The following is a 17,672-nucleotide window of genomic DNA, read 5'->3' on the forward strand; positions in this document are numbered from 1 at the left end:
CGAAAATCAGTGCAATAAACCTTTCTCACGAATCAAAGTTCGTTAATTCGCAGTCGCTGACGAGTAAAACGAACTCTAATTCGGCTTACGTTGGTTTTCAGTTCCATTGCTCCCCAACCCCCAACGACAAGTCGACATGCTCGTCGATCCACTCGCGGTGTAGATTTTCGCTGTCCTGGATGAGCTGAAGCGCCTGGATAAGTGAGCGATCCTGAGTCGTGGGTTCCAGTTGAAGAAGGTGGCTCAGACGGAACAACAGCGAGCGATGGGACTTGAAGTGCTTCCAGATCAGCGGCAGGTAGTTGTTACCGCCCGTAGCCTGGACTTCGGCGCAAGTCTCGCGCAACCGATCCAGGTTGCCATCGGGAGAGAGGAATTCCCGGATCAGACTGCCAGCCTCCTGGTCATCCGGTTCCTGAACAAGAATCTGCACCACGCCATCCAGGGTGGCCGCCAGTTGCTCCAGCTTCTGGCGTTGCCGCGCCTGGATTTGCTCCAACTCCTCCTTGGCGCGTTTGTGGATCGTCGAAATCCGTCGGATGAACATCTCGGCCAGGTGATCCCGAGTTCGCACCCGCATCCGATAGATCAAGGCCAGCATCAGTGTGTAGCGTTTCGGCAGCGAGCAGTCCTTCAGCTCGGCGACGTCCGACGCGGCGGCTTGGGTGGCGAAGTGGCGGATCTTAGCATCGATGACCCCCTCAAGAATGGCATCCAGATCTCCGAAGCTCTCTAACCACGCCAGGTGGTCGATCAACACCTCCAGGTGCTTGCGGGAAGGCTTCTTGGGTGCCTGCTTGAGTGCGTTGAAGTCACTCTGCCGACGCCCGAAATCCGTGTCGAGCAGCTCCTTTAGCTTGTAGATCACCTCGATTGGCGCTCGGAGCACGATCAGGTTGAAGGTAACTTCCTGAGCACTCGCCAAAGCGGTTTCTGCGATGTTGTTGAGCGTCGAATAAGCCGGAAGCTCATAGCCACGCTGAATCAGCTCATCAAGCATGGCATTAATGAGATCGACTCGCTGCTCAAGCACTACAGCGCAGTCACGTGCGATTTCCTCAGTGATCGCTAGCCCGTCGCTGCTATAGAAGGGTGTAACCTGCAGGTACTGCCGAACCGCCGCTTGGTGTCGGTAAAGGGTGCGGGGGTTGCTGTAGCGCGGAGCTATTCGTGCGCCGTAGCGAAGGCATTGTCGGACATGACTGATGAGCTCCTGAGGAAGCTCCTCGAACGGAACAAAATAGTGTAGCTGCTGAAACACCTTTAGTTGGATTGCCAGCCCAATCGATAGCGCTGGACTCTTAGCGGTGTTATTGACCCATTCGATCTCTGAATCAGACAGGGAATAGCATCGATGCAGCTCCTTAGCTGGCAACTGACTGGGCAAGAGCGGGTAGGCTGTCCTTTCCACCGAAGCCATTGAGTTCATCCCCCAAGTAAGGCAAAACATCAGCATAGACGGCTAGTCAGGCGGGGGATGACCAGCAATCAAGAACTCAATAAATTTCCTTTTAGTTCAATATCTTGCAGAACGAATGTCCTAATTTTTGCCTTATCTCGGCATAACCCCTTGTATGACTGAAGAAGGCAGTCATCCGCCTCAACGATGGCACGCATTTGCTCGAACGCTGGTTGAAATTGCATGGGGTCTCTCCTTGAAAGGCTTTTCATGATGCAAGGAGATGCACCACAAGCATGTAGAAAGGAATTTGTAGGGGCGTGTGCAGCATCTCCTGGGGTCAGTTAACAACCAACATTTGGTGAGCCCTCATGTGCCCGAACGATTCCAAGATCTCTCTGCAAGCAGTGGAAAAACTCCTGAGCGACGTCTATGCGTATGACCAGGAACTCAACGACAAGGAAGTATCCCCTGATGGGGACAGCTATAACGATCTCTTACACATGGTCACGCTCCACCTGTCCGCAATGACAGAGGCGGCCCGGGGTGGCGGCCCGCTTCACCAAGGAGGCACGGCTCAACCAGTAGAGGCAGCGCCTGCAGTCGTTCAACCGGTAGCCGCAACCGGCTCTCTGGTTGCCGTGGTGTTGGCTGCCATCGTTGGCCGGTTGTCGTTGAGCAATATCCGGTCGATTCTGCAAGCTTTTGAGCGCTGCTCACAGGAGCAACTCAACGGTAATGCAAACTCACAGCTGATCGCCGGCAAGGCGCTCTCTACGGTCATCTCGCAGGGCGTCGATGCGATGGTCGCCAGCGATCGTAAATACCTTGAGTCTCTGCTGGCGCCGCAAGCGTAAGCAGTCAACCCTACGAACCCGGCGCTGCCGGGTTTTTTTCGTCTGCACAATGAGCTCCGAGCGGGTAGGCTTTCACATCTACGCGACACCACTGAATTCGCGCCGCTATCTTGGCGATGCTGCGGTATGCCCAAAATCAGCCACCACGACGGGCATTCAGGCAAGAAATCGTTGTCATCAGTCAACCTTGCCGTTGCCGAACGATAACTCGGCAATCTCTTTCCAGGCCGATCTGTTCCCTTCCAGCCAGTCTGCTGGATCTTCACCTGCAAACAACTTTTGCAGCCAGTCCGCTTCGCTTGCCAAACGAAGATAATACTGAGGGTGATGTGCGCCTGGTTCGGTGCTCTTCTCAGGCTCTTCATACCGATAAGCCTTTAGGATACGGTCCCCGCAGTTCGTCTTCAAAAACCGGATGAACCGATGCAGATTGCCATGTCCTCCAGCGCCCATACCGCGCTTCAGGTTGAAGTGCTCGTAGATGAAGCCAGTGGCATAGGCCTGTTTGGCTCGATCGTGCCGGACGCACAAAATCATTCCATCCAATCGTCCTCCACAGACGCGCAACAGGTGGAAGGTGACCTCTTTGCTGTCCCTTTCGTACAGGAAAAACTCGCTGTACTCGCTGCCAATGTTTTTCGCTGGAAACATCGGCCCCACACCACTCTCCAACCAGTCCTGTGAGCCGCTCGACCAAGCTATTACGCGATCGAGCATGTCGAAAGATGGAGAAGCAATCCCATCAAGGCAATCCAGCAGGTGAGCAGGGGTTTCCTCACCAATCAGGCGGGCGATACCAGCCAGTGTGGGAGCGTGGCCAGGGAAGAAGACCTGGTCCTTGCGCAAATGTGCAAACAGCAGGTCCAGGCGATCACCTACACCTTTCTGCCAGATCTGCCGGAGGGTCTGGTTCGGTGCAGGCTCAGGCTCCAAGGTAGAGACGTAGGTTTGCAGAATTGCTCGAACCTCCCCCTCGATCGAGCGGTTGTTTTTCTCAGCTGACTCACAAATTGCTTCGTAAATGTGGTCCGGCAAATCCCGGATTCCGACTCTAGCCATAACCAACGCCTCCTAATGAAACCCTACACTGACGCCATAACGACGTCATTATGGCGTCATTTATACACAAAAAATGCGGTCAAAAAGAGGGCTTTTTGATGTAATTTGATTTTCGTGGGGCTGCCAGGCCTGGAAAAGGGGGGTATCCTGCCCAACCACATCCGCTGGCCACCTTCTCGAACCTCTCTTGCACCGTATTGAGGGCTTATCAAGGTGGCATGGGTAACCCTGCGGCAAATGCCGTTGTGGTCCGGGGTTGGGGAAGCCCAGTCCCATTACCCTCAATGCGCCTGCCTCAGGTTTACTGCCCTGTGTTGCACATCTCCGGTCATACAGCCAACAGGAGATTCCCCCATGCAACATTTCCAAAAAGCAGCAGTTGACCGCACCGATCGGCAAGCGATGATCAGCTTCTTGGCTGGCCACTATCGCTACGACACCATGAACCATTGGAATCGCTCCACAAGCTACGCTCACTGCGTGAAGTTCCATGCCCTCGGCTTGGATCCAGAGCTGGCGGAGAAAGCCTATGAGCTACTCAACGTCGACTTCTGGGACGAACTGCGGTTGGTGATCGAGGACTTCGTCGTCGAAATGAACGGGGAATACACCATCAGTAGCAACGGTCGATCGAATGGTTACCTGGTGCTCGTGAAGAGCCAATGGGAATCCACCGGCTACCACTCCTATTGCCGAAGCTGCTCCCAGCGCAATTACCAAGCCTGTACCGAGGGTAATAATCGCTGCGGCCGTTGCGGCGCTGAGGGAGAAGCCGGTCGCCACAACTTCCGGCACCCACCTAGAACTCTTCGAGTCTCTGGCCAATCTTTGGACCAGGAAGAGGACTTCCAAGAATGGTCCCTGGACCAGCTGGCGAGCCGTGTTGAGGTTGTCGAGGCATTCGATCGTGCCTGTGACAATGTTCGAGCAACCTTCATCAGCCTGCTGAGCCTGAACGTCGTCGAAGAGACCGTGCTTATCCCGCAGAAACGCTATGTGCTGCAATCGGCATAGCCCCACTCAACGCTCCACCCACCGCTGGCCTACGGGCTGGCGGTTTTCTTTTTCCCAATGAAAAGCCCCGACACGTGGTCGGGGCAGGGCGGAGCGTTAAGCCCTCTTGGCAGCAGCCTCAGGGTCTGCGATCAGTCGCAGCAAGTCGTCGATCGGCAACGGGCACAGCTCCCGCATGTCGTCGTTAGTGTTCTCCAGTCGCCGGCGTAGCCCCTGGAGCAGCTCATGGAGCTGTTTTTTCTCCAGCAGGTTGACCGCCAAGACCAGGACTCGCCACACAAGCTCAGATTCGTCGTCAAGGTTATCTGTGCGTTTCCGGAGATCCGAGAAGTAATCCAGGATCTCACCGCTATCGAGGTGATCGTATACGTTATCCGGGCTCCAAGTGACCTCGGTACCGTAATCGGCCGCGAGTGCAGCTGTTACTTGATTACGCAGTTGCGGCATCAGGTCCCAGTCCCAGGCCCCCTGTGCTATCGCATTGAGGACAACGTCCTGGAGATGGGACAGCGTTTCCAGCATCTGCGGGAACAACAACCGCCGCACCGAACTTGCACCTTCCCAGACAGCGACCTGCAGCGCATTGCGCATGGGCGTGCCTTCCGACTTTTGTCGGCTGAGGCCTTCGACCAGCACATCGCGCAACAAGCGGTCGAGCTCGCTGGACGTAGCGGCCGCGGGCTTGAGCGTTGTCATTGCCAGCATCTGCAGTTTCACAGGCCGACCGTAGTTATCGGAGCAGTTGAACGTATCACCGTCCCATTGACCGGCCGCGATTACGGCTGGCGACAACAGGGTCTCGCAGTTCTGTCCCCACAGCAGGCGAACCTGAGTAATGCTTGAATCAGTTTCTTCAATCTCCGCAGTGGAAAGCGTGGTGAGCCCAGGCAGCATCAGCTGCACGTGGGAGGCAGTTTTCAGCAAATCAATGAAGCCGGAGAGCAGCGCGTTGGTCATGGTGGATCCCTGAAAGTAGTTGAACTTGCCATCAGGGATGTGAAACACGCACGAATACCCCCCCCTCCCTTGTTCTGTGCGCTTTACGCCGCCGGTCAATCTCGGCCCGCACTCCCGGCGCCGGCGCTTGACCCTATTCTGGCAGTGAAAAAACCAGACGAGTACAAATGTTCTCCACTACACTCCACGGACATGCAATTAACAGTCAAAGCAGGCCGACCTAGCTCCCGTCCATCCTGTACCACCGGAGTCGCCCATGAGCGCTACTGAAGACCTCTTCAAACCTGACAATCCTTCTTGGAATGAACGGCCCAAGGAGACATTTGACCACTGGATCAGCCAGCAGGCGGGCAGGGGCACCTCTGCCCGCATCCGAGTGTCATCCGCGGAGGTGTACCGAGCGCAATGGGGCCGATTCGTCGACTGGATTGAGCAAAAAAGCATTAAATTAGACGAAGTGGATGCAAGCGATGTTTCAGACTTCCTCGATAGCCTAACCCCGGAGATCGAGAAGAACGAAAAGCGAGTGAACAATAGGCCGCAACGCGACCGCTACCGTAAGCTCATCCAGCGCGTATTGGCCGACCTCTTCAAGGAAAGGGAAGCGCCAGGCTTCCTGAACCCCGCGGCGCAGGCATTGAGGGCTGAAGGGGTCAAATGGAAGGATGTTGACGGCAACCTCCCCACGAGCTTTCTGCGGCCCCAGGAGGCTGAGTTGCTTGCCAATCTCCTGGTGGCGCCGTTGACGGCGCAAAACGACCGGGGCCGCTGGCGCGAGGCGCGGGACCGGGCCATGGTGGGCCTATGTGTCGGGGCTGGTCTCAAGGTGCAGGACATTGTTGGCCTGACTGTTAATTGCATCACCCCACAGGCCGCCCCGTGGATCACCCTTTCCTATGCGGATTCGAAGTTTGAGCACCGGACCAAGCCATTCGACTATGCCGCCCGGGCCCTGGCCACCTGGCTGCACATCCGCCTGCAGGCTGGTACCGAAGGTGACCTGGTGTTTCCCAGCGACATCACGCCAGTGATCAAGAACGGTCGGACAATCACCGCGATCAACCCGTCGACGGTGAACCGCATCACCGAGGCCGTGATCGTCGAGTCCGGGGTGAAGGCCATTCGCGATCCTGAGCACCGAGCGAGCCCACAGACCCTGCGTAATACCTTTGCGGCTGAGCTGTTCGAAAGAGGGGAAACGCCAGCCCTGGTGGCGGAGTGGATGGGCTTTGCACAGCCCGTGTCGGCCGAGAGGCTTTATGAGTCCTGGAAGCTGTGGCGGCAGACCACCAAAGGCACAGAACAAGGGGAGTAAGGGGGGCTAGGCAGAGGCGTGATCACCTCCGCCCAAAGGGCAGCAGACGCTTACGCGGACTGAGGGGCCTCGGCCTCCACGTCGCACACGCTGAGGCACACGTGGCCAACGGCTGACGCATTCAAGGCGATGCGGACTTCGCGGCAAATATCCTCATGGTAGGCATCCCGCACTTCACGGAAGGCCGAGACCAATGCGACGAGGCCGATCAGGGGAGCAAGCACGTACCGCGCCAGCTCAATGATTCTGGTCAGCGCCGCGGTGATGTCGGCAGGGCTAGTAGTCTGCAATGCTGCGAGGGTACTGGTGAATGCTTCGGGCTCCAACAAGACCGCAAGCAGCACCACGCCCAAAACGGCCGCTGGCAGGGCTGCAACAGCTCCCCGCAGGGTTCGAGTCAAAGCGCTCATCACAACGATAAGGGCTTTGACGTACGTCCGAGGATCTCGCCGCACGCGGTTTCGCATCTCTTGGTACTTCTCCATCGAGAGAGAACCCACCCCGACACCGTTGACCTCCGCCCTGACTTGCTTCTCGCTCATGCTCATATCCTGTGCTCCTAAAGGGGACTAATGGTCGGCCGCATGACCAACCCGCACAGGATAGCATTTAAAATACAAGCGCCGTATGCATTCATGTTATAGCACTCAGGCCCGGCGGGAGAGACGCGCCCGATACACGAACGCCAGAAACCACAAGGCCCACTACGAAGTAGCGGGCCTTGTGGTCGCAAGTTCAACCTTTCGGTTGATTTTCCCAGCCTTTCAGGAGATTGGGTCGGTTGAGGCTTGATCGCCTACATGGGGCCTATTAAACACGGAACATTGCGCCATTGCAACACGAAACTATAAATTTCTCCGGCGCAGCGTTCAGTGGGTGGAAAGCCATGCATTTCGGGAGATTACCACCACAAGGCTCACCTGATACGCACCCATCACGGCCCTAAAGATACTGGTAGTATCGGAATAGACAAACGCAAATCGAGCATTCAAAATCATTCAACGTATAGATACGCGTTAAATGGTGAGTCGGTACGACCTGACCTCACCGATAACCATCAATCGTTGTTTCTCCAGCAAGGGTCAAATCATGAAGCTGTTCTACTCCGATCAGATCTCCGAACCTCAGGGGGGGGAGCCCTTACACGGCACTCGCGGCATTCATTGCCGGTTATCACCTCATCAGCACCGTGTTGGGTATGTTGGTCGGCGGCCCCGCCGGCGCAGCTCTAATGAGCGACTGGGGAACCGCAGCTTTCTTCCTGGCCTTTTTCTGTACCAGAGGGTTCCGAATCCGGATAGGCAAGTCAAAAACAATCCTGGTGCTGCTGGTGGCCATTGCAGCTCTGGTGTTGGCTGAGTGGTTTACCCATCAGATATGGCCGCCTGCGCCGGAGCAAGCCAAAAGTTGGGCTGGTGTTGCGTGTAGCGTAGCCATGCTCGCACTGGCCAAGGCGCTTCAAGTCTTGGTGTGCCGGTACATCTGGCCAGGCTTCCGAGCAACGCTCGCTGATTGAGCTCACCAGGCTCTCATAACCACCGAACTCGCATTCCGGACCTCGCAGGTGGCCGACACCTGCATCCATCCAAGAGGGACAATGATGGCCACCATACTCTCCCAGCAACAGCAGCAGCGTCGGGGGCATGCCGAGCTCAGCATGCAGCCCATCAGCCGGGAAAAGCCTCCAACCATCAGCAAAGAGTCGACGCTCTGCGAGGTGTTCATCAAAGAGTTCAACCAGATCCCGGGGTGGACGTGTTACCCCGAAGCAGCGGGGTTCGATGTGCTGGTGGTGCACGACGATGGCCGTCAAATTGGCGTCGAGGCGAAGCTTTCGCTGAATGCCAAAGTCGCCGACCAGATCCTGCCCAATCACGGGGACGACTTTTGGGAAAGCCCGGGGCCAGATCATCGCCTGGTCATCGTCAGCAAAATTACCGATGCCAGTGCCGGCATAGCCAAGATGCTCCGTCGGCTTGGTGTCAAAGTACTCTGCCCTTATGAATCATGGACAGCGCAGGGCTATGTGCACACGTTCGGACTTGATCATCGGCTCTTCTACGCAGAACGCAGTGCTGCCTCTGATGAACGCATGTTCGACTGGTCGCCTGCAGAGCGCTGCCGAGTACCCTCCATTGTTACAAACCTGCCAGCAGGGGTTCCATCACCTTTGCGGCTCACGCCCTGGAAAGAATCGGCACTGAAAGTAGTGGTCCTCATGCGCAAGCAAGGGTTCATTACCGCCAAACAAATCGCGTCATTCGGCATTGGCGTCAGCGCGTGGACCCAGCCGTCAGGTAGTAAGAGACCGTGGCTCGCTAAAGGCGAGGTCCGCGGTCAGTGGGTTGAAACCGAGCATATGCCGGCCTTCGACAAACAGCATCCTGATATGTACGCCAAGGCGCTTACCGAATTCGAAGCCGAGGCAGGGCAGAGCAAGGTGTCACCATGACCAGTTCAACATATTCGCGTGCGCGAAAGACGGCCGGCGAAGTCGGATTTTGGGCAGTGCTAGTCTGCAGCATCTTCGTGTACCCGACAGAGCTCAATGAGCTGCTGGGTATTTCGTCCCTGCTGGCGCCTGGTGAACTCTTGAATGGGCCCAACGACTGGACACTGTTGGTGCGAGCTAGCCTTGGTCTCGTGGTTGGCGTGGCAGTAACAATCATAGTGTGGAAGCTGCTGGCGGTACTGCTCCCAATGACGGTACAGCATCAACCTGCTGAAGACGGCGGCTCCGGTCAAGGTGAGTGAAATGGCGCCCTTGCACTCATAGACGCTGATGGAGCTGCCCATAATCTGATTCGTAAATCTGTCGAGCCGTTTGCCAATGATCAGCGCCAGGCATTAGCAAGCTATGACCGCACTTTGCTCAATACATCCTCGATCCAGCCTGGCTCACCATATGCCGGCCGGGCGAACGGCTTCCAGTTTTCAGCCTCCTCGATCGCGACAGCCAAGCCCGCAGCGGAGATTTTGAAGCTGAGTTTTCGCCTATCAGCTACCAGAAGCCCCTTGTTCGCTAGTCCACGGGCGATGCCAAGCACGACCAGGGGAGGGGGATAGTAGCTTCGCCCGATCCATGGTTCGAACGGATCGAGGTACTCAGTGGGCTGCTGTTGTCCCTGGTGCAGAATGCGCAGGGCAGTAAGCGACATCGGCTTGCTGGCCGCGTCAATTTTAGGCTTCTGCATTGGCAGGCCTTTGAGCACCCTGGCTACCCTCCTGCCGTCAGTTGTGAGCCTGACAAATAGAGAGAGCAAGTCGCCCATGCCTATCGGCCGGTGATCCGTGCTCAACAATCCTCGGTTTTCTAGGGAGTGCCACGTTGAGCCGGCGCCATGACCGACCAGCTTCATTTCAGCGAGTGCGTATCGTAACGGGCCATCGTACGTCATCTTTCGGACCCGTCCGTCAGGACCATACTCCAGCCACCGCCATTGACTCGCTGGGGCGGAGCCTGGCCCAGAGTTCACTTCCTCGGCTCGCTGGTCTTCGTCATACGCCACAATGAGGTAGGCACGCTGGCGCTCGTTGAGTGATTCAGCGATCTCGGATATTCGGGTGATCAGCTTTTCTTTAGCCATGGTCCTGTTTCGATTCTTGGCACCTACTTAACTTAAGCACTGACGCTTGCCTTTGCCCCGCGGGCCGATCGCCGGCCTAGTCGAGATCGCGGTCTCCACCGCTCTCACCCGCTGCCACTCATACCTCCCTCCACTTTATTGCTCGATGCTCAACATCTCCATGGACCAGGTCATCGCAAGACCTGCTTCATCCAGGAGATCAGCATGTCCCAGAAAATCCAAGCAACTCAAACTGCAGTTCTGGTCGGTGACCGTGAGCAAGGTACGATGCTCGCTGCACTTCGCCACTACCAGGAGTTTCTCCGGAGTGGTGCGTCTGCAGCCCCCGGCCTGCTTGATATCGCAAGCAACGCCGGTCAGCTCACCCCTCTGTCAACCCAAGAGATCGAAGTGCTGTGCGAGAAGGTTAATTTCGGGTCGACCGTCAAGGAGCTCGAATCGTTCGTCGCCAACGCAAAAGCTAAGTGACGGGTGGCGGTATGCATCCCATCATCGAAGCCTCGCGATTGATGAAAGGCGCCCAGATCACCCGCAAAGCAGCAGTTCATGCCAATGGGGGCACCATCTTCCTCTGGGAGCTATCAACCGGAGACACGCTGGAAACCATTCGTTCAACGCATGGCTTCTGTTCAACCGCGTTGAAGGCCATCCCCTTTATCGAACGCGTCAATTACTACAGCGCCATGCGCGGCACCAAGGTAACGGGTAGCTACCAGCTACACGCTTAAAAACGCTCCATCCAACCCGGCCAAGCGCCGGGTTTTTTCTTGTGGATTTACGCGGGCATGAAACGCATCTCCCTAGGCAAGTTCAACGCCTGATGGCGGCACGGTGCCCCGGCACCTCACATGTATGGAGCAGGCGATGGCCACTCTCACCGCAGTTCAAGCACGCAACAAGATTCAGGATCACCTGTTGAAGGGGGCGGGTATCTACGCCTACCACCCGCAGCTGGGTGAGCGCTACTTCAAAGCCCGTGTGTGTGACGGGAAGTTAGAGGTTTACAACGGCTACAGCTGGTTCGAGGTGCCTCGCGGTACGAAGTTCAACAACGGCAATGGTTCGGCGGGTGACTTGTTCACCTATTGATCTGCCAGCAAAAAACGCCTTTCAGGAGATACACATGAGCACCCGCACCCCTGTCGCAAAACTGGGCAAGACCATCAACGCCGCTTCAGTCGAATTCAAGGTAGGCCGCACCGTTTACCAGGTTGACGTACCTGCCGGCACCAAATGCTGTTACCTCGTAGGGGGGAGCAATGGTGGTCGCTGGGTCGTAGATGATCTGTCGTTCCTCAACCCCAACTCGACGCTGTATCACGATGCCGAGCACTACGGCATTCCAGTTCCGGCAGACAACGTAACGGAGGCACCTCGGCGCACGTAGTCGGCCGAGTTCTTGCGACTCACCAGCACAGCTTAACTGCTACACCGACACCCTCGAACCAATGGTTCGAGGGTTTTTTTATGCCGCCGACTGGGTCCGGGAACCGGGCGCAGGATGTAGCAGTCCACCCGTCGAGGGCGTTTCGCTTTCGAGGCCCCCTCCAGAGGCGAGTTCTGGCGCTAGAGGCAGCTGGCAATCACCACACACCAGGTCGTACTGGTCACCACCAAGGACAGATTTTTTGCAGCCCGCGCACGTGTATTTCGTTCGTGCCCAGGCTTGTTTTCTCGCACCTCGGCGCCCGCCGCCCGGACCGACCGCTGCAGCGAGTGTGATATCCAGACCTTGATCGAGCAGCTCACGAATGAGGAGACTCATTCCCCCGTTCTCAACCAGGTAGTGCGACACCTTTTGCCCGGTCATTCGACCACCCGGCAGACCGGTACTGGACGGTTGCAGGCCGATTTCAACCATCTTATCGGCCCAGACCTGGTCGTGATATGCCCGCCGCGGGGGCTGCCCGGCATGCTGGCGATACTGATGACAGGCTTGATGCGCCAGCGATTCGATCATCTTGCTGCTCGATAGGTGCGCCCCAATAGCGATCAGGTCGAGGGCCGGGCAGAGCTCACCACTCGGAAGAGCGCCAGGCCGATAGTGGCCATCGGATCCTAGCCGTGTCGAAAATCTGATTTCACAGCCAGGCAATGCCCCAGAAAAGAAGCGCTCGTTGATGACGCGATAGGCCTGGTGCAGCTGCTGCAACGGGTGAGATGGCGGCTGTACGGTTTCCATAACTCTCATTTAATACTGGCTGCGTATAGTCACGCGTTGACGGTATTGTTAGTATATGTTCACACGTACACATAATCTATCTGCATCATTTCCAATTCTGAGGTTGACGATGAAAAAGCTCGCTGTTGCTATCGCTCTCGCCAGTTGCTCGCTGGCTGCATTCGCCCAGGCCCCTGCGCCCGCAGCAGAGGCGGCTCAGGCCCCTGCAGCAGCCGCTCCAGCAGCAGTTGCAGCGCCAGCAGCTGCCGCTGACATCGAGATCATGACCGTGATCAACACGCTCAAGAGCAAATACCCCTCCACCAACTTCACCAACGTGGAGCGAGCGCCGATCGACGGCATCTACGAGATCACCATGGGCAAGAACATTGCCTACACCGATTCCTCCGGTCGCTACCTGATGTTCGGCAGCATCTACGACATGCAGACCCGCAAGGACCTGACGGCGCCCAAGCGTGCTGCCGCCGAAAAAATCGACGTCTCGAAGTTTCCGCTGGCCGATGCGTTCACCCGCGTGAAGGGCGATGGCTCCCGGAAGCTCTACCTGTTCTCCGACCCGGATTGCCCGTACTGCAAGAAGCTGGAAACCGAGGTCCTCAGCAAGTTGGACAACGTGACCATTTACACCTTCATGTATCCGCTGGAGTCGCTGCACCCACAGGCTCGTGCCAAAGCTGAATCGGTCTGGTGCCTGCCTGAAGCTGGGCGTGCTGCTGCATGGGAAGCGTTGGCGCAAGGGACCCAGCCGCCAGCGAAGAATTGCGACAACCCAATCGAGCGCAATATCGCGCTGGCCGAAAGCATCGGCTTCCAGGGCACCCCTGCGATGGTGAGCGAAGACGGGCGGAAAATGCCGGGCCTGGTATCGGCCGAACGTCTGGAAGCCTGGCTCAACGGCGGCTCCTGATCCCCTCCGACAGTCTTCTCCACGTGGCCATTTCGATGGCCACGTTGGTTTTTGATCACCCGATCATCAAGAGCCCCGGGCTGGGCATTCTCATTGGAGTTGTGATGAAGCTACGCCGCTTATGCGTATCCGCTTTCTTTACCGCCCTCTACCTCGCGTCATCCACCCTTCATGCCGAAGAGCTCGGCAAGTACGGAAACACCTGGGAGATCCAGGAGCAGGATGCAATCGACATGATCCAAGGTCGGTTGAGAGCGATGGACAAGAAAGGCGAACTCGACAAGTTCTGGAACGACTACCGCGACAAGCAGTTGGCCGGAGCCGAAAACCCCAAGCCATTACCCGGCATTGGCCCCGTCGTTGAGCCACAGATCAGGATGTACGACCCGACCTACACGTACCCTGAAACCGTCAAAGACCATTTGGGCAACATCCTGGTGCCGGCGGGCACTCGCATCAATCCGCTGGACCACATCACCCTGAGCAAAGCGATCATCTTCATCGACGCCCGCGATCCCAAGCAGCTGCAGTACGCCAAGAAGCGTACCGACGAGCACCCCCGGGACAAAGTTGTACTGGTCGCAGGTTCGTTCCTGAAGCTCGATCGGGAGTGGGGGCGCCCGGTCTACTTCGACCAGATGGGCATTCTCACGAAGAAATTCGGGATCGAGCGCGTTCCCGCGGTCCTGACCCAAAAGGGTAGGGAACTCCAGATCGAGGAGTTGAAGCTATGAAAAAACTGCTTATGGCCCTGGGCTTTGTCGCAACGACCCTGCTCAGTACGGTCAGCTCTGCTGAAGAAGGCGTGTGCACCGGTAAATTCCCGAACCTGATCTCGGACGTCTGCTGGTCCTGCATGTTCCCGATCAAGCTTTTCGGTTCGACGGAGCTCATCTCCGATGGCCAGGAAGACTTCGACAGTGGCAACAAAAGCGCATTCTGCACGTGCGACAACCCGCCCAAGGTCGGCATTCCCACCTCGTTCTGGGAGTTCGACATGATGACCGACGTTACCACGGTACCGGGATGCTTCCCCTTGCTTGGTGGGGTGAAGGTCAACGTAGGCGTGAACGCAGATGCCTTCGGCTACATCTCTGACGATCAGAGCAGCGGCATCGGCAGCACCCGCGACTCGTTCATGCAGGTCAACTTCTATATCAACCCGGCCATGTATGTGATGGGCGCCATCCTGGATGACACGTGCATGGACAACCGCGGTATCGACGTGCCCTGGATGTCGTTCGCGGACCCCACCCACAACGATGACGAGCTCGCCGGCATCCTGACCCCCTACGCGTTCCCCTTCGGGAGCATGCTGGCGATCGGGGCCATGTCCGCCGATGCCGTTGCAGCGTCTGCAGGCTTCCCGCTGTCGACGATCTTCTGGGCCGCCGGCTCGTACGGCCACATGTACCCGTTGACCGGCCGTAACGAGGCCCACCTGAGCATGGAGCAAACCGCCAGGCTGCAAACCACGCGCATCCTCGCAAAACTGCACGCTGCTGGCACCCAATGGGCAGCAATGGGGGGTGACGCCATGTGCGGCTACTACCCGCAGATCATCATGGACAAGCGGCAGTACAAGCTGACTCGCCTCTACCCCAAGCCTGAGACCGCAAAAATCGCAGGCAAGTGCTGCTCCCCTATCGGGCGGTCGACCATTTTGACCGAATCGAACACTGAGTTCCCTCTCCCAGGATACAAGGACTTTGGCTATGGCATTTTCCGTAAACGCGACTGCTGCGGCGGCGCTACTCTTAGCAACTAGCCTCTTCGCCGGGCCTGCCGTGTCCCAGCAGCTGGAAATGCCTTCCAACGAAGCTATCCAGAAGATCATGCAGGAGCAGGCGGCATCTCGTAGTGCCGCTCTGAACGGGAAGATTGACCCAGTGAAGGCGGGCACGTTCAAGGCCACTGTACCGGTCATCGACGCGCCACCTCCCACCAAAACCGAGTCGCTCGACGACGTCATTGCGCGATTCAACGCTGCCAAGGACGGGAACAAGGGTGGCCATGGCGCGAACGACTTCATCATCTTCGTGTCGTTCTCGATGCCCAAGGACAAGCTTGAGCGACTGGCGCAACAAGCCCGCGAAACCGGTGCCGTCATGGTCGTGAGAGGGTTCAAGAACGGCTCCCAGATGCAGACCAAACAGGCTGCGCTGGAAGTGAATAAGGCCGGCGTGCCGTGGGAGATCAACCCCAATCTGTTCAAGGCCTTCAAAGTCGAATCGGTACCTACGTTCGTTGTGGCTTCTGCAGAAGCAGAGTCCGTTCTGGACGATGGCTGCTCACCAGATGCCACCTTCACGTCGATCACCGGCGACATCAGCGCCATGCTGGCCCTGGATACCATCCGCCTCCGTGCGCAGCCTGAGATCGCGAAGCTTGCTGAGGCCAGGTTGCAGAAGATCTACAAACAACAAGCCCCTGGCACCGTCCACTGACATGATCGAGCCCGGCATCACGCCGGGCTTCGGGAGAAACTATGCAAACCGAACTGACCACCATTGCTTGGGAGCCAGGCTTCAAACTCAACCTGAGTTCCTGGGCTGATTTGGAGATTGCGAAGCGTCGGGGAGAAGGCCCGGGCGAACTATCAGCTTGCGCGTTGAATTCCTGCATCTACTTCCAGGGGCGCTATGTCATGACCCGCGACCTGGTCGAGCACGTCGAAAAGGGCATCACCTGGAACGCGCAGGTTTATGAGGCGTGGAACTATGGCCGGTGCGAAGAAATTCACAGAATCTGCCGAGGGCTTTCACCGTCAGACGCCGACGCTCTGCTGCATGCCAGCGGGTATGCGGACGTCAGCCTGGATGAGCTCAGCGACGCCTCGGACGAAGCAGTCCAAGAGGCGTGGGACGCGCTGTACGGCGAGTAATAAAAAACCCGGCCTCAGGTGAGGCCGGGTGCTGTAAAACGTTAATCAGCTTGAGCCAAGCGCCCAGAACCGAATGCCACACGGCGGGCCACTGCATCCCATTCCTGCACAGTAACCAGCATGCTGGTGCGAGCCTTCTCGTGACCGTTTACCGTCTGGCGATAGTGCAAACGCACATGGCCAGGCGTGACGCTGGGATACCCTTCGAGCTCGAACACGTTACGGAAGCCGTCTACATCGATGTTGCTGGTGGTGTAGATCTGCGAAAAGAACATCCTGAAATAACCGGCCTTAGCCAGCATCACAGCAATCTCAACGATCAGTTTCAAGCGATTGCAGCACGCGCTGATGAACAGAGCGAGCTCAAGCGACAGAGCTTGAACTTTGCGTTTGCAAACATCGGTATCGATAGTCAGTTTCATGGTCATTCTCCCGGGGTGAGTGGCTAAGCCTTGCGTTCGCCTAGTACCCGGTAATGCACATCACGCGACTACAAATCTGATTACCCTTGTGCGGACTCCTCACCGCCCAGAGCTTCCATGAGTGCGGGCACGAGCTTTGACAGCACGCCGACGTAAGTCACGAACATCGCGCCAAAGGCAGCTTCTTCATCCTCCTCATCGGGAATTTCTTTGTTCACGCTCTCCAGGAATACGATGCGCTTGAGGGTCGACTTGTCGGTCAGGATGAAGGACACCTCTTCATTGAATGTCATGGCCAGCCGTACGGGGCGCCGACCTTCGAGCAAGTGCTGTCGGATCTCTTCGCGCTCCAGGCTGATCGAGGCGTAGCCGACCTTGGATTTTTCAAGGTCCAGCCCCTGCAGGTTGACCTCGCGGTCGACCGTGAATTCGTCGGGAGACTCGTTGTTCATCAACCAGGTGGCCATCGCTGAGGAGGGGTCCATCGCTGTTCGGATCAGCGATGCGGGTATGCCAATCGCATCATGGATTTGAGTAACGACATCATCGGCTTTCGCCGGTGAGCTGCAGTCAATGCCGATCAGGCCGGCCGCAGTGTCGATCCATACCTTCTCCGTGCTCTGTGCCTCGAATGCCCTGGGCAGAAGTTCGATAAACGCCTCTTCCTTCATGGCCTTGAGCTGGTCTCGGCTTGGCTTGTAGCCCTTTTCGGAAAGCATCTTCGCAGCCTTCTTTGCCACGTGTCGCTGCAACACCGGCTCGGGGATTTTCTTCTCTTCAAAGCACAGTGTCAGAAGTATCTGCTTCTGCACCTCCAGCACAAGGCCGCCCCCTACTCGCGGTTCTACCCACCCCTGAGTTTTGGTGACACTGCCTGCGCAGGGCGTGAATGCCCTTTTTTCCAGGCGCTTCGCAAGTTCGGCAGGCGCCAAGCTCCAGGGTTCGGTAATCCGGTAGAGGTGAAGGTTCGAGAACATGATGCAACTCACTCCTGGCCGGCTTGCTACCAGCACGATTTGGTGCGCGAAATAAACATGTACGCATAATACTGTCAGATTTATTATCATGCACACACCTATCCTGCCAGTG

23 protein-coding genes and 1 pseudogene are annotated in these 17,672 nt (G+C 57.1%); 15 read left to right on the plus strand and 9 right to left on the minus strand.

What is annotated here, in order from left to right; genetic code table 11:
• Positions 1–103 precede the first annotated feature (103 nt).
• A pseudogene (locus RR51_RS15415) lies at positions 104–1,420 on the minus strand (DUF4158 domain-containing protein); the annotation flags it as partial.
• A 68-nt stretch (positions 1,421–1,488) separates the two neighbouring features.
• The gene (locus RR51_RS31055; RefSeq protein ID WP_161795746.1) at positions 1,489–1,644 is read right to left on the minus strand and encodes a hypothetical protein; all 156 of its coding nucleotides are present in this window, start codon (positions 1,642–1,644) and stop codon (positions 1,489–1,491) included.
• Positions 1,645–1,770: 126 nt separating this feature from the next.
• Between RR51_RS31055 and RR51_RS15420 the strand changes: the two genes are divergently transcribed.
• Complete coding sequence (locus RR51_RS15420; RefSeq protein ID WP_023662269.1) at positions 1,771–2,256, plus strand: hypothetical protein; 486 nt, start codon at positions 1,771–1,773, stop codon at positions 2,254–2,256.
• A gap of 177 nt (positions 2,257–2,433) precedes the next feature.
• Here the strand turns inward: RR51_RS15420 and RR51_RS15425 are convergent, their stop codons facing one another.
• Complete coding sequence (locus tag RR51_RS15425; RefSeq protein ID WP_023662268.1) at positions 2,434–3,315, minus strand: FitA-like ribbon-helix-helix domain-containing protein; 882 nt, start codon at positions 3,313–3,315, stop codon at positions 2,434–2,436.
• Between the two features lie 354 nt (positions 3,316–3,669).
• Between RR51_RS15425 and RR51_RS15430 the strand changes: the two genes are divergently transcribed.
• Positions 3,670–4,329 (plus strand): hypothetical protein, encoded by a 660-nt coding sequence (locus RR51_RS15430; RefSeq protein ID WP_023662267.1) that lies wholly within the window; start codon positions 3,670–3,672, stop codon positions 4,327–4,329.
• A 96-nt stretch (positions 4,330–4,425) separates the two neighbouring features.
• On the opposite strand, the gene RR51_RS15435 is transcribed toward RR51_RS15430, so the two are convergent.
• Complete coding sequence (locus RR51_RS15435) at positions 4,426–5,286, minus strand: hypothetical protein (protein WP_031325020.1); 861 nt, start codon at positions 5,284–5,286, stop codon at positions 4,426–4,428.
• A gap of 256 nt (positions 5,287–5,542) precedes the next feature.
• On the opposite strand from RR51_RS15435, the gene RR51_RS15440 reads away from it, so the two are divergent.
• On the plus strand, positions 5,543–6,601 hold the full coding sequence (locus RR51_RS15440) for a tyrosine-type recombinase/integrase (protein ID WP_023662265.1): 1,059 nt from the start codon (positions 5,543–5,545) through the stop codon (positions 6,599–6,601).
• A gap of 50 nt (positions 6,602–6,651) precedes the next feature.
• On the opposite strand, the gene RR51_RS15445 is transcribed toward RR51_RS15440, so the two are convergent.
• Positions 6,652–7,143 (minus strand): hypothetical protein, encoded by a 492-nt coding sequence (locus RR51_RS15445; protein ID WP_177328660.1) that lies wholly within the window; start codon positions 7,141–7,143, stop codon positions 6,652–6,654.
• A gap of 689 nt (positions 7,144–7,832) precedes the next feature.
• Here RR51_RS15445 and RR51_RS15450 point away from each other — a divergent pair.
• From RR51_RS15450 to RR51_RS30510, 3 genes are all read left to right on the plus strand, one after another.
• The gene (locus tag RR51_RS15450; RefSeq protein WP_054903738.1) at positions 7,833–8,117 is read left to right on the plus strand and encodes a hypothetical protein; all 285 of its coding nucleotides are present in this window, start codon (positions 7,833–7,835) and stop codon (positions 8,115–8,117) included.
• Positions 8,118–8,198: 81 nt separating this feature from the next.
• On the plus strand, positions 8,199–9,053 hold the full coding sequence (locus tag RR51_RS15455; protein WP_081259065.1) for a hypothetical protein: 855 nt from the start codon (positions 8,199–8,201) through the stop codon (positions 9,051–9,053).
• The gene (locus RR51_RS30510) at positions 9,050–9,355 is read left to right on the plus strand and encodes a hypothetical protein (protein ID WP_016486936.1); all 306 of its coding nucleotides are present in this window, start codon (positions 9,050–9,052) and stop codon (positions 9,353–9,355) included. The genes RR51_RS15455 and RR51_RS30510 overlap by 4 nt, the downstream gene beginning before the upstream one ends.
• A gap of 101 nt (positions 9,356–9,456) precedes the next feature.
• Here RR51_RS30510 and RR51_RS15465 read toward each other — a convergent pair whose 3' ends face one another.
• The gene (locus RR51_RS15465; RefSeq protein ID WP_023662260.1) at positions 9,457–10,188 is read right to left on the minus strand and encodes a hypothetical protein; all 732 of its coding nucleotides are present in this window, start codon (positions 10,186–10,188) and stop codon (positions 9,457–9,459) included.
• A gap of 204 nt (positions 10,189–10,392) precedes the next feature.
• On the opposite strand from RR51_RS15465, the gene RR51_RS15470 reads away from it, so the two are divergent.
• The 4 genes from RR51_RS15470 (at position 10,393) to RR51_RS15485 (ending at position 11,575) form a co-directional block, all read left to right on the plus strand.
• Entirely contained in the window at positions 10,393–10,656 is a 264-nt protein-coding gene (locus tag RR51_RS15470) for a hypothetical protein (protein WP_023662259.1), read from the plus strand.
• 11 nt (positions 10,657–10,667) lie between these two features.
• Positions 10,668–10,916, plus strand: a complete 249-nt coding sequence (locus RR51_RS15475; RefSeq protein ID WP_031325018.1) for a hypothetical protein — start codon at positions 10,668–10,670, stop codon at positions 10,914–10,916.
• Between the two features lie 136 nt (positions 10,917–11,052).
• Positions 11,053–11,277, plus strand: coding sequence for a hypothetical protein (locus RR51_RS15480; protein ID WP_023662258.1), 225 nt, complete (start codon positions 11,053–11,055; stop codon positions 11,275–11,277).
• Positions 11,278–11,311: 34 nt separating this feature from the next.
• Positions 11,312–11,575 carry a hypothetical protein gene (locus tag RR51_RS15485; RefSeq protein ID WP_023662257.1) on the plus strand — a complete coding sequence of 88 codons (264 nt, stop codon included), beginning with the start codon at positions 11,312–11,314 and terminating at the stop codon, positions 11,573–11,575.
• Positions 11,576–11,653: 78 nt separating this feature from the next.
• Here RR51_RS15485 and RR51_RS15490 read toward each other — a convergent pair whose 3' ends face one another.
• Positions 11,654–12,370: a hypothetical protein gene (locus RR51_RS15490; RefSeq protein ID WP_039614008.1), complete on the minus strand. Its 717-nt coding sequence runs from the start codon at positions 12,368–12,370 to the stop codon at positions 11,654–11,656.
• Between the two features lie 109 nt (positions 12,371–12,479).
• On the opposite strand from RR51_RS15490, the gene RR51_RS15495 reads away from it, so the two are divergent.
• Genes RR51_RS15495 through RR51_RS15515 form a run of 5 tightly spaced genes read left to right on the plus strand, consistent with a single transcriptional unit; the run spans position 12,480 to position 16,161 of the window.
• Positions 12,480–13,277, plus strand: a complete 798-nt coding sequence (locus RR51_RS15495) for a DsbC family protein (RefSeq protein WP_016486943.1) — start codon at positions 12,480–12,482, stop codon at positions 13,275–13,277.
• 35 nt (positions 13,278–13,312) lie between these two features.
• On the plus strand, positions 13,313–14,011 hold the full coding sequence (traW, locus tag RR51_RS15500; RefSeq protein ID WP_023662255.1) for a type-F conjugative transfer system protein TraW: 699 nt from the start codon (positions 13,313–13,315) through the stop codon (positions 14,009–14,011).
• Positions 14,008–15,045 carry a TraU family protein gene (locus RR51_RS15505; protein WP_016486945.1) on the plus strand — a complete coding sequence of 346 codons (1,038 nt, stop codon included), beginning with the start codon at positions 14,008–14,010 and terminating at the stop codon, positions 15,043–15,045. The genes traW and RR51_RS15505 overlap by 4 nt, the downstream gene beginning before the upstream one ends.
• Positions 14,993–15,724, plus strand: coding sequence for a type-F conjugative transfer system pilin assembly protein TrbC (trbC, locus tag RR51_RS15510; protein ID WP_023662254.1), 732 nt, complete (start codon positions 14,993–14,995; stop codon positions 15,722–15,724). Before RR51_RS15505 ends, trbC begins: the two co-directional genes overlap by 53 nt.
• Positions 15,725–15,765: 41 nt before the next feature.
• Positions 15,766–16,161 carry a hypothetical protein gene (locus tag RR51_RS15515; protein ID WP_023662253.1) on the plus strand — a complete coding sequence of 132 codons (396 nt, stop codon included), beginning with the start codon at positions 15,766–15,768 and terminating at the stop codon, positions 16,159–16,161.
• Between the two features lie 41 nt (positions 16,162–16,202).
• Here RR51_RS15515 and RR51_RS15520 read toward each other — a convergent pair whose 3' ends face one another.
• Both RR51_RS15520 and RR51_RS15525 read right to left on the minus strand, forming a co-directional pair.
• Positions 16,203–16,583 carry a hypothetical protein gene (locus RR51_RS15520; RefSeq protein WP_023662252.1) on the minus strand — a complete coding sequence of 127 codons (381 nt, stop codon included), beginning with the start codon at positions 16,581–16,583 and terminating at the stop codon, positions 16,203–16,205.
• Positions 16,584–16,663: 80 nt separating this feature from the next.
• The gene (locus RR51_RS15525; protein ID WP_023662251.1) at positions 16,664–17,560 is read right to left on the minus strand and encodes a recombination-associated protein RdgC; all 897 of its coding nucleotides are present in this window, start codon (positions 17,558–17,560) and stop codon (positions 16,664–16,666) included.
• Between the last annotated feature and the right edge of the window lie 112 nt (positions 17,561–17,672).

The organism is Pseudomonas sp. C5pp, from assembly GCF_000814065.1.
Lineage (GTDB): Bacteria > Pseudomonadota > Gammaproteobacteria > Pseudomonadales > Pseudomonadaceae > Aquipseudomonas > Aquipseudomonas asiatica.

Coding starts and splice junctions, on each gene's coding strand:
- RR51_RS31055 (WP_161795746.1), bottom strand. CDS start 1,644: ATGCAATTTCAACCAGCGTTCGAGCAAATGCGTGCCATCGTTGAGGCG.
- RR51_RS15420 (WP_023662269.1), top strand. CDS start 1,771: ATGTGCCCGAACGATTCCAAGATCTCTCTGCAAGCAGTGGAAAAACTC.
- RR51_RS15425 (WP_023662268.1), bottom strand. CDS start 3,315: ATGGCTAGAGTCGGAATCCGGGATTTGCCGGACCACATTTACGAAGCA.
- RR51_RS15430 (WP_023662267.1), top strand. CDS start 3,670: ATGCAACATTTCCAAAAAGCAGCAGTTGACCGCACCGATCGGCAAGCG.
- RR51_RS15435 (WP_031325020.1), bottom strand. CDS start 5,286: ATGACCAACGCGCTGCTCTCCGGCTTCATTGATTTGCTGAAAACTGCC.
- RR51_RS15440 (WP_023662265.1), top strand. CDS start 5,543: ATGAGCGCTACTGAAGACCTCTTCAAACCTGACAATCCTTCTTGGAAT.
- RR51_RS15445 (WP_177328660.1), bottom strand. CDS start 7,143: ATGAGCGAGAAGCAAGTCAGGGCGGAGGTCAACGGTGTCGGGGTGGGT.
- RR51_RS15450 (WP_054903738.1), top strand. CDS start 7,833: ATGAGCGACTGGGGAACCGCAGCTTTCTTCCTGGCCTTTTTCTGTACC.
- RR51_RS15455 (WP_081259065.1), top strand. CDS start 8,199: ATGATGGCCACCATACTCTCCCAGCAACAGCAGCAGCGTCGGGGGCAT.
- RR51_RS30510 (WP_016486936.1), top strand. CDS start 9,050: ATGACCAGTTCAACATATTCGCGTGCGCGAAAGACGGCCGGCGAAGTC.
- RR51_RS15465 (WP_023662260.1), bottom strand. CDS start 10,188: ATGGCTAAAGAAAAGCTGATCACCCGAATATCCGAGATCGCTGAATCA.
- RR51_RS15470 (WP_023662259.1), top strand. CDS start 10,393: ATGTCCCAGAAAATCCAAGCAACTCAAACTGCAGTTCTGGTCGGTGAC.
- RR51_RS15475 (WP_031325018.1), top strand. CDS start 10,668: ATGCATCCCATCATCGAAGCCTCGCGATTGATGAAAGGCGCCCAGATC.
- RR51_RS15480 (WP_023662258.1), top strand. CDS start 11,053: ATGGCCACTCTCACCGCAGTTCAAGCACGCAACAAGATTCAGGATCAC.
- RR51_RS15485 (WP_023662257.1), top strand. CDS start 11,312: ATGAGCACCCGCACCCCTGTCGCAAAACTGGGCAAGACCATCAACGCC.
- RR51_RS15490 (WP_039614008.1), bottom strand. CDS start 12,370: ATGGAAACCGTACAGCCGCCATCTCACCCGTTGCAGCAGCTGCACCAG.
- RR51_RS15495 (WP_016486943.1), top strand. CDS start 12,480: ATGAAAAAGCTCGCTGTTGCTATCGCTCTCGCCAGTTGCTCGCTGGCT.
- traW (WP_023662255.1), top strand. CDS start 13,313: ATGGCCACGTTGGTTTTTGATCACCCGATCATCAAGAGCCCCGGGCTG.
- RR51_RS15505 (WP_016486945.1), top strand. CDS start 14,008: ATGAAAAAACTGCTTATGGCCCTGGGCTTTGTCGCAACGACCCTGCTC.
- trbC (WP_023662254.1), top strand. CDS start 14,993: ATGGCATTTTCCGTAAACGCGACTGCTGCGGCGGCGCTACTCTTAGCA.
- RR51_RS15515 (WP_023662253.1), top strand. CDS start 15,766: ATGCAAACCGAACTGACCACCATTGCTTGGGAGCCAGGCTTCAAACTC.
- RR51_RS15520 (WP_023662252.1), bottom strand. CDS start 16,583: ATGAAACTGACTATCGATACCGATGTTTGCAAACGCAAAGTTCAAGCT.
- RR51_RS15525 (WP_023662251.1), bottom strand. CDS start 17,560: ATGTTCTCGAACCTTCACCTCTACCGGATTACCGAACCCTGGAGCTTG.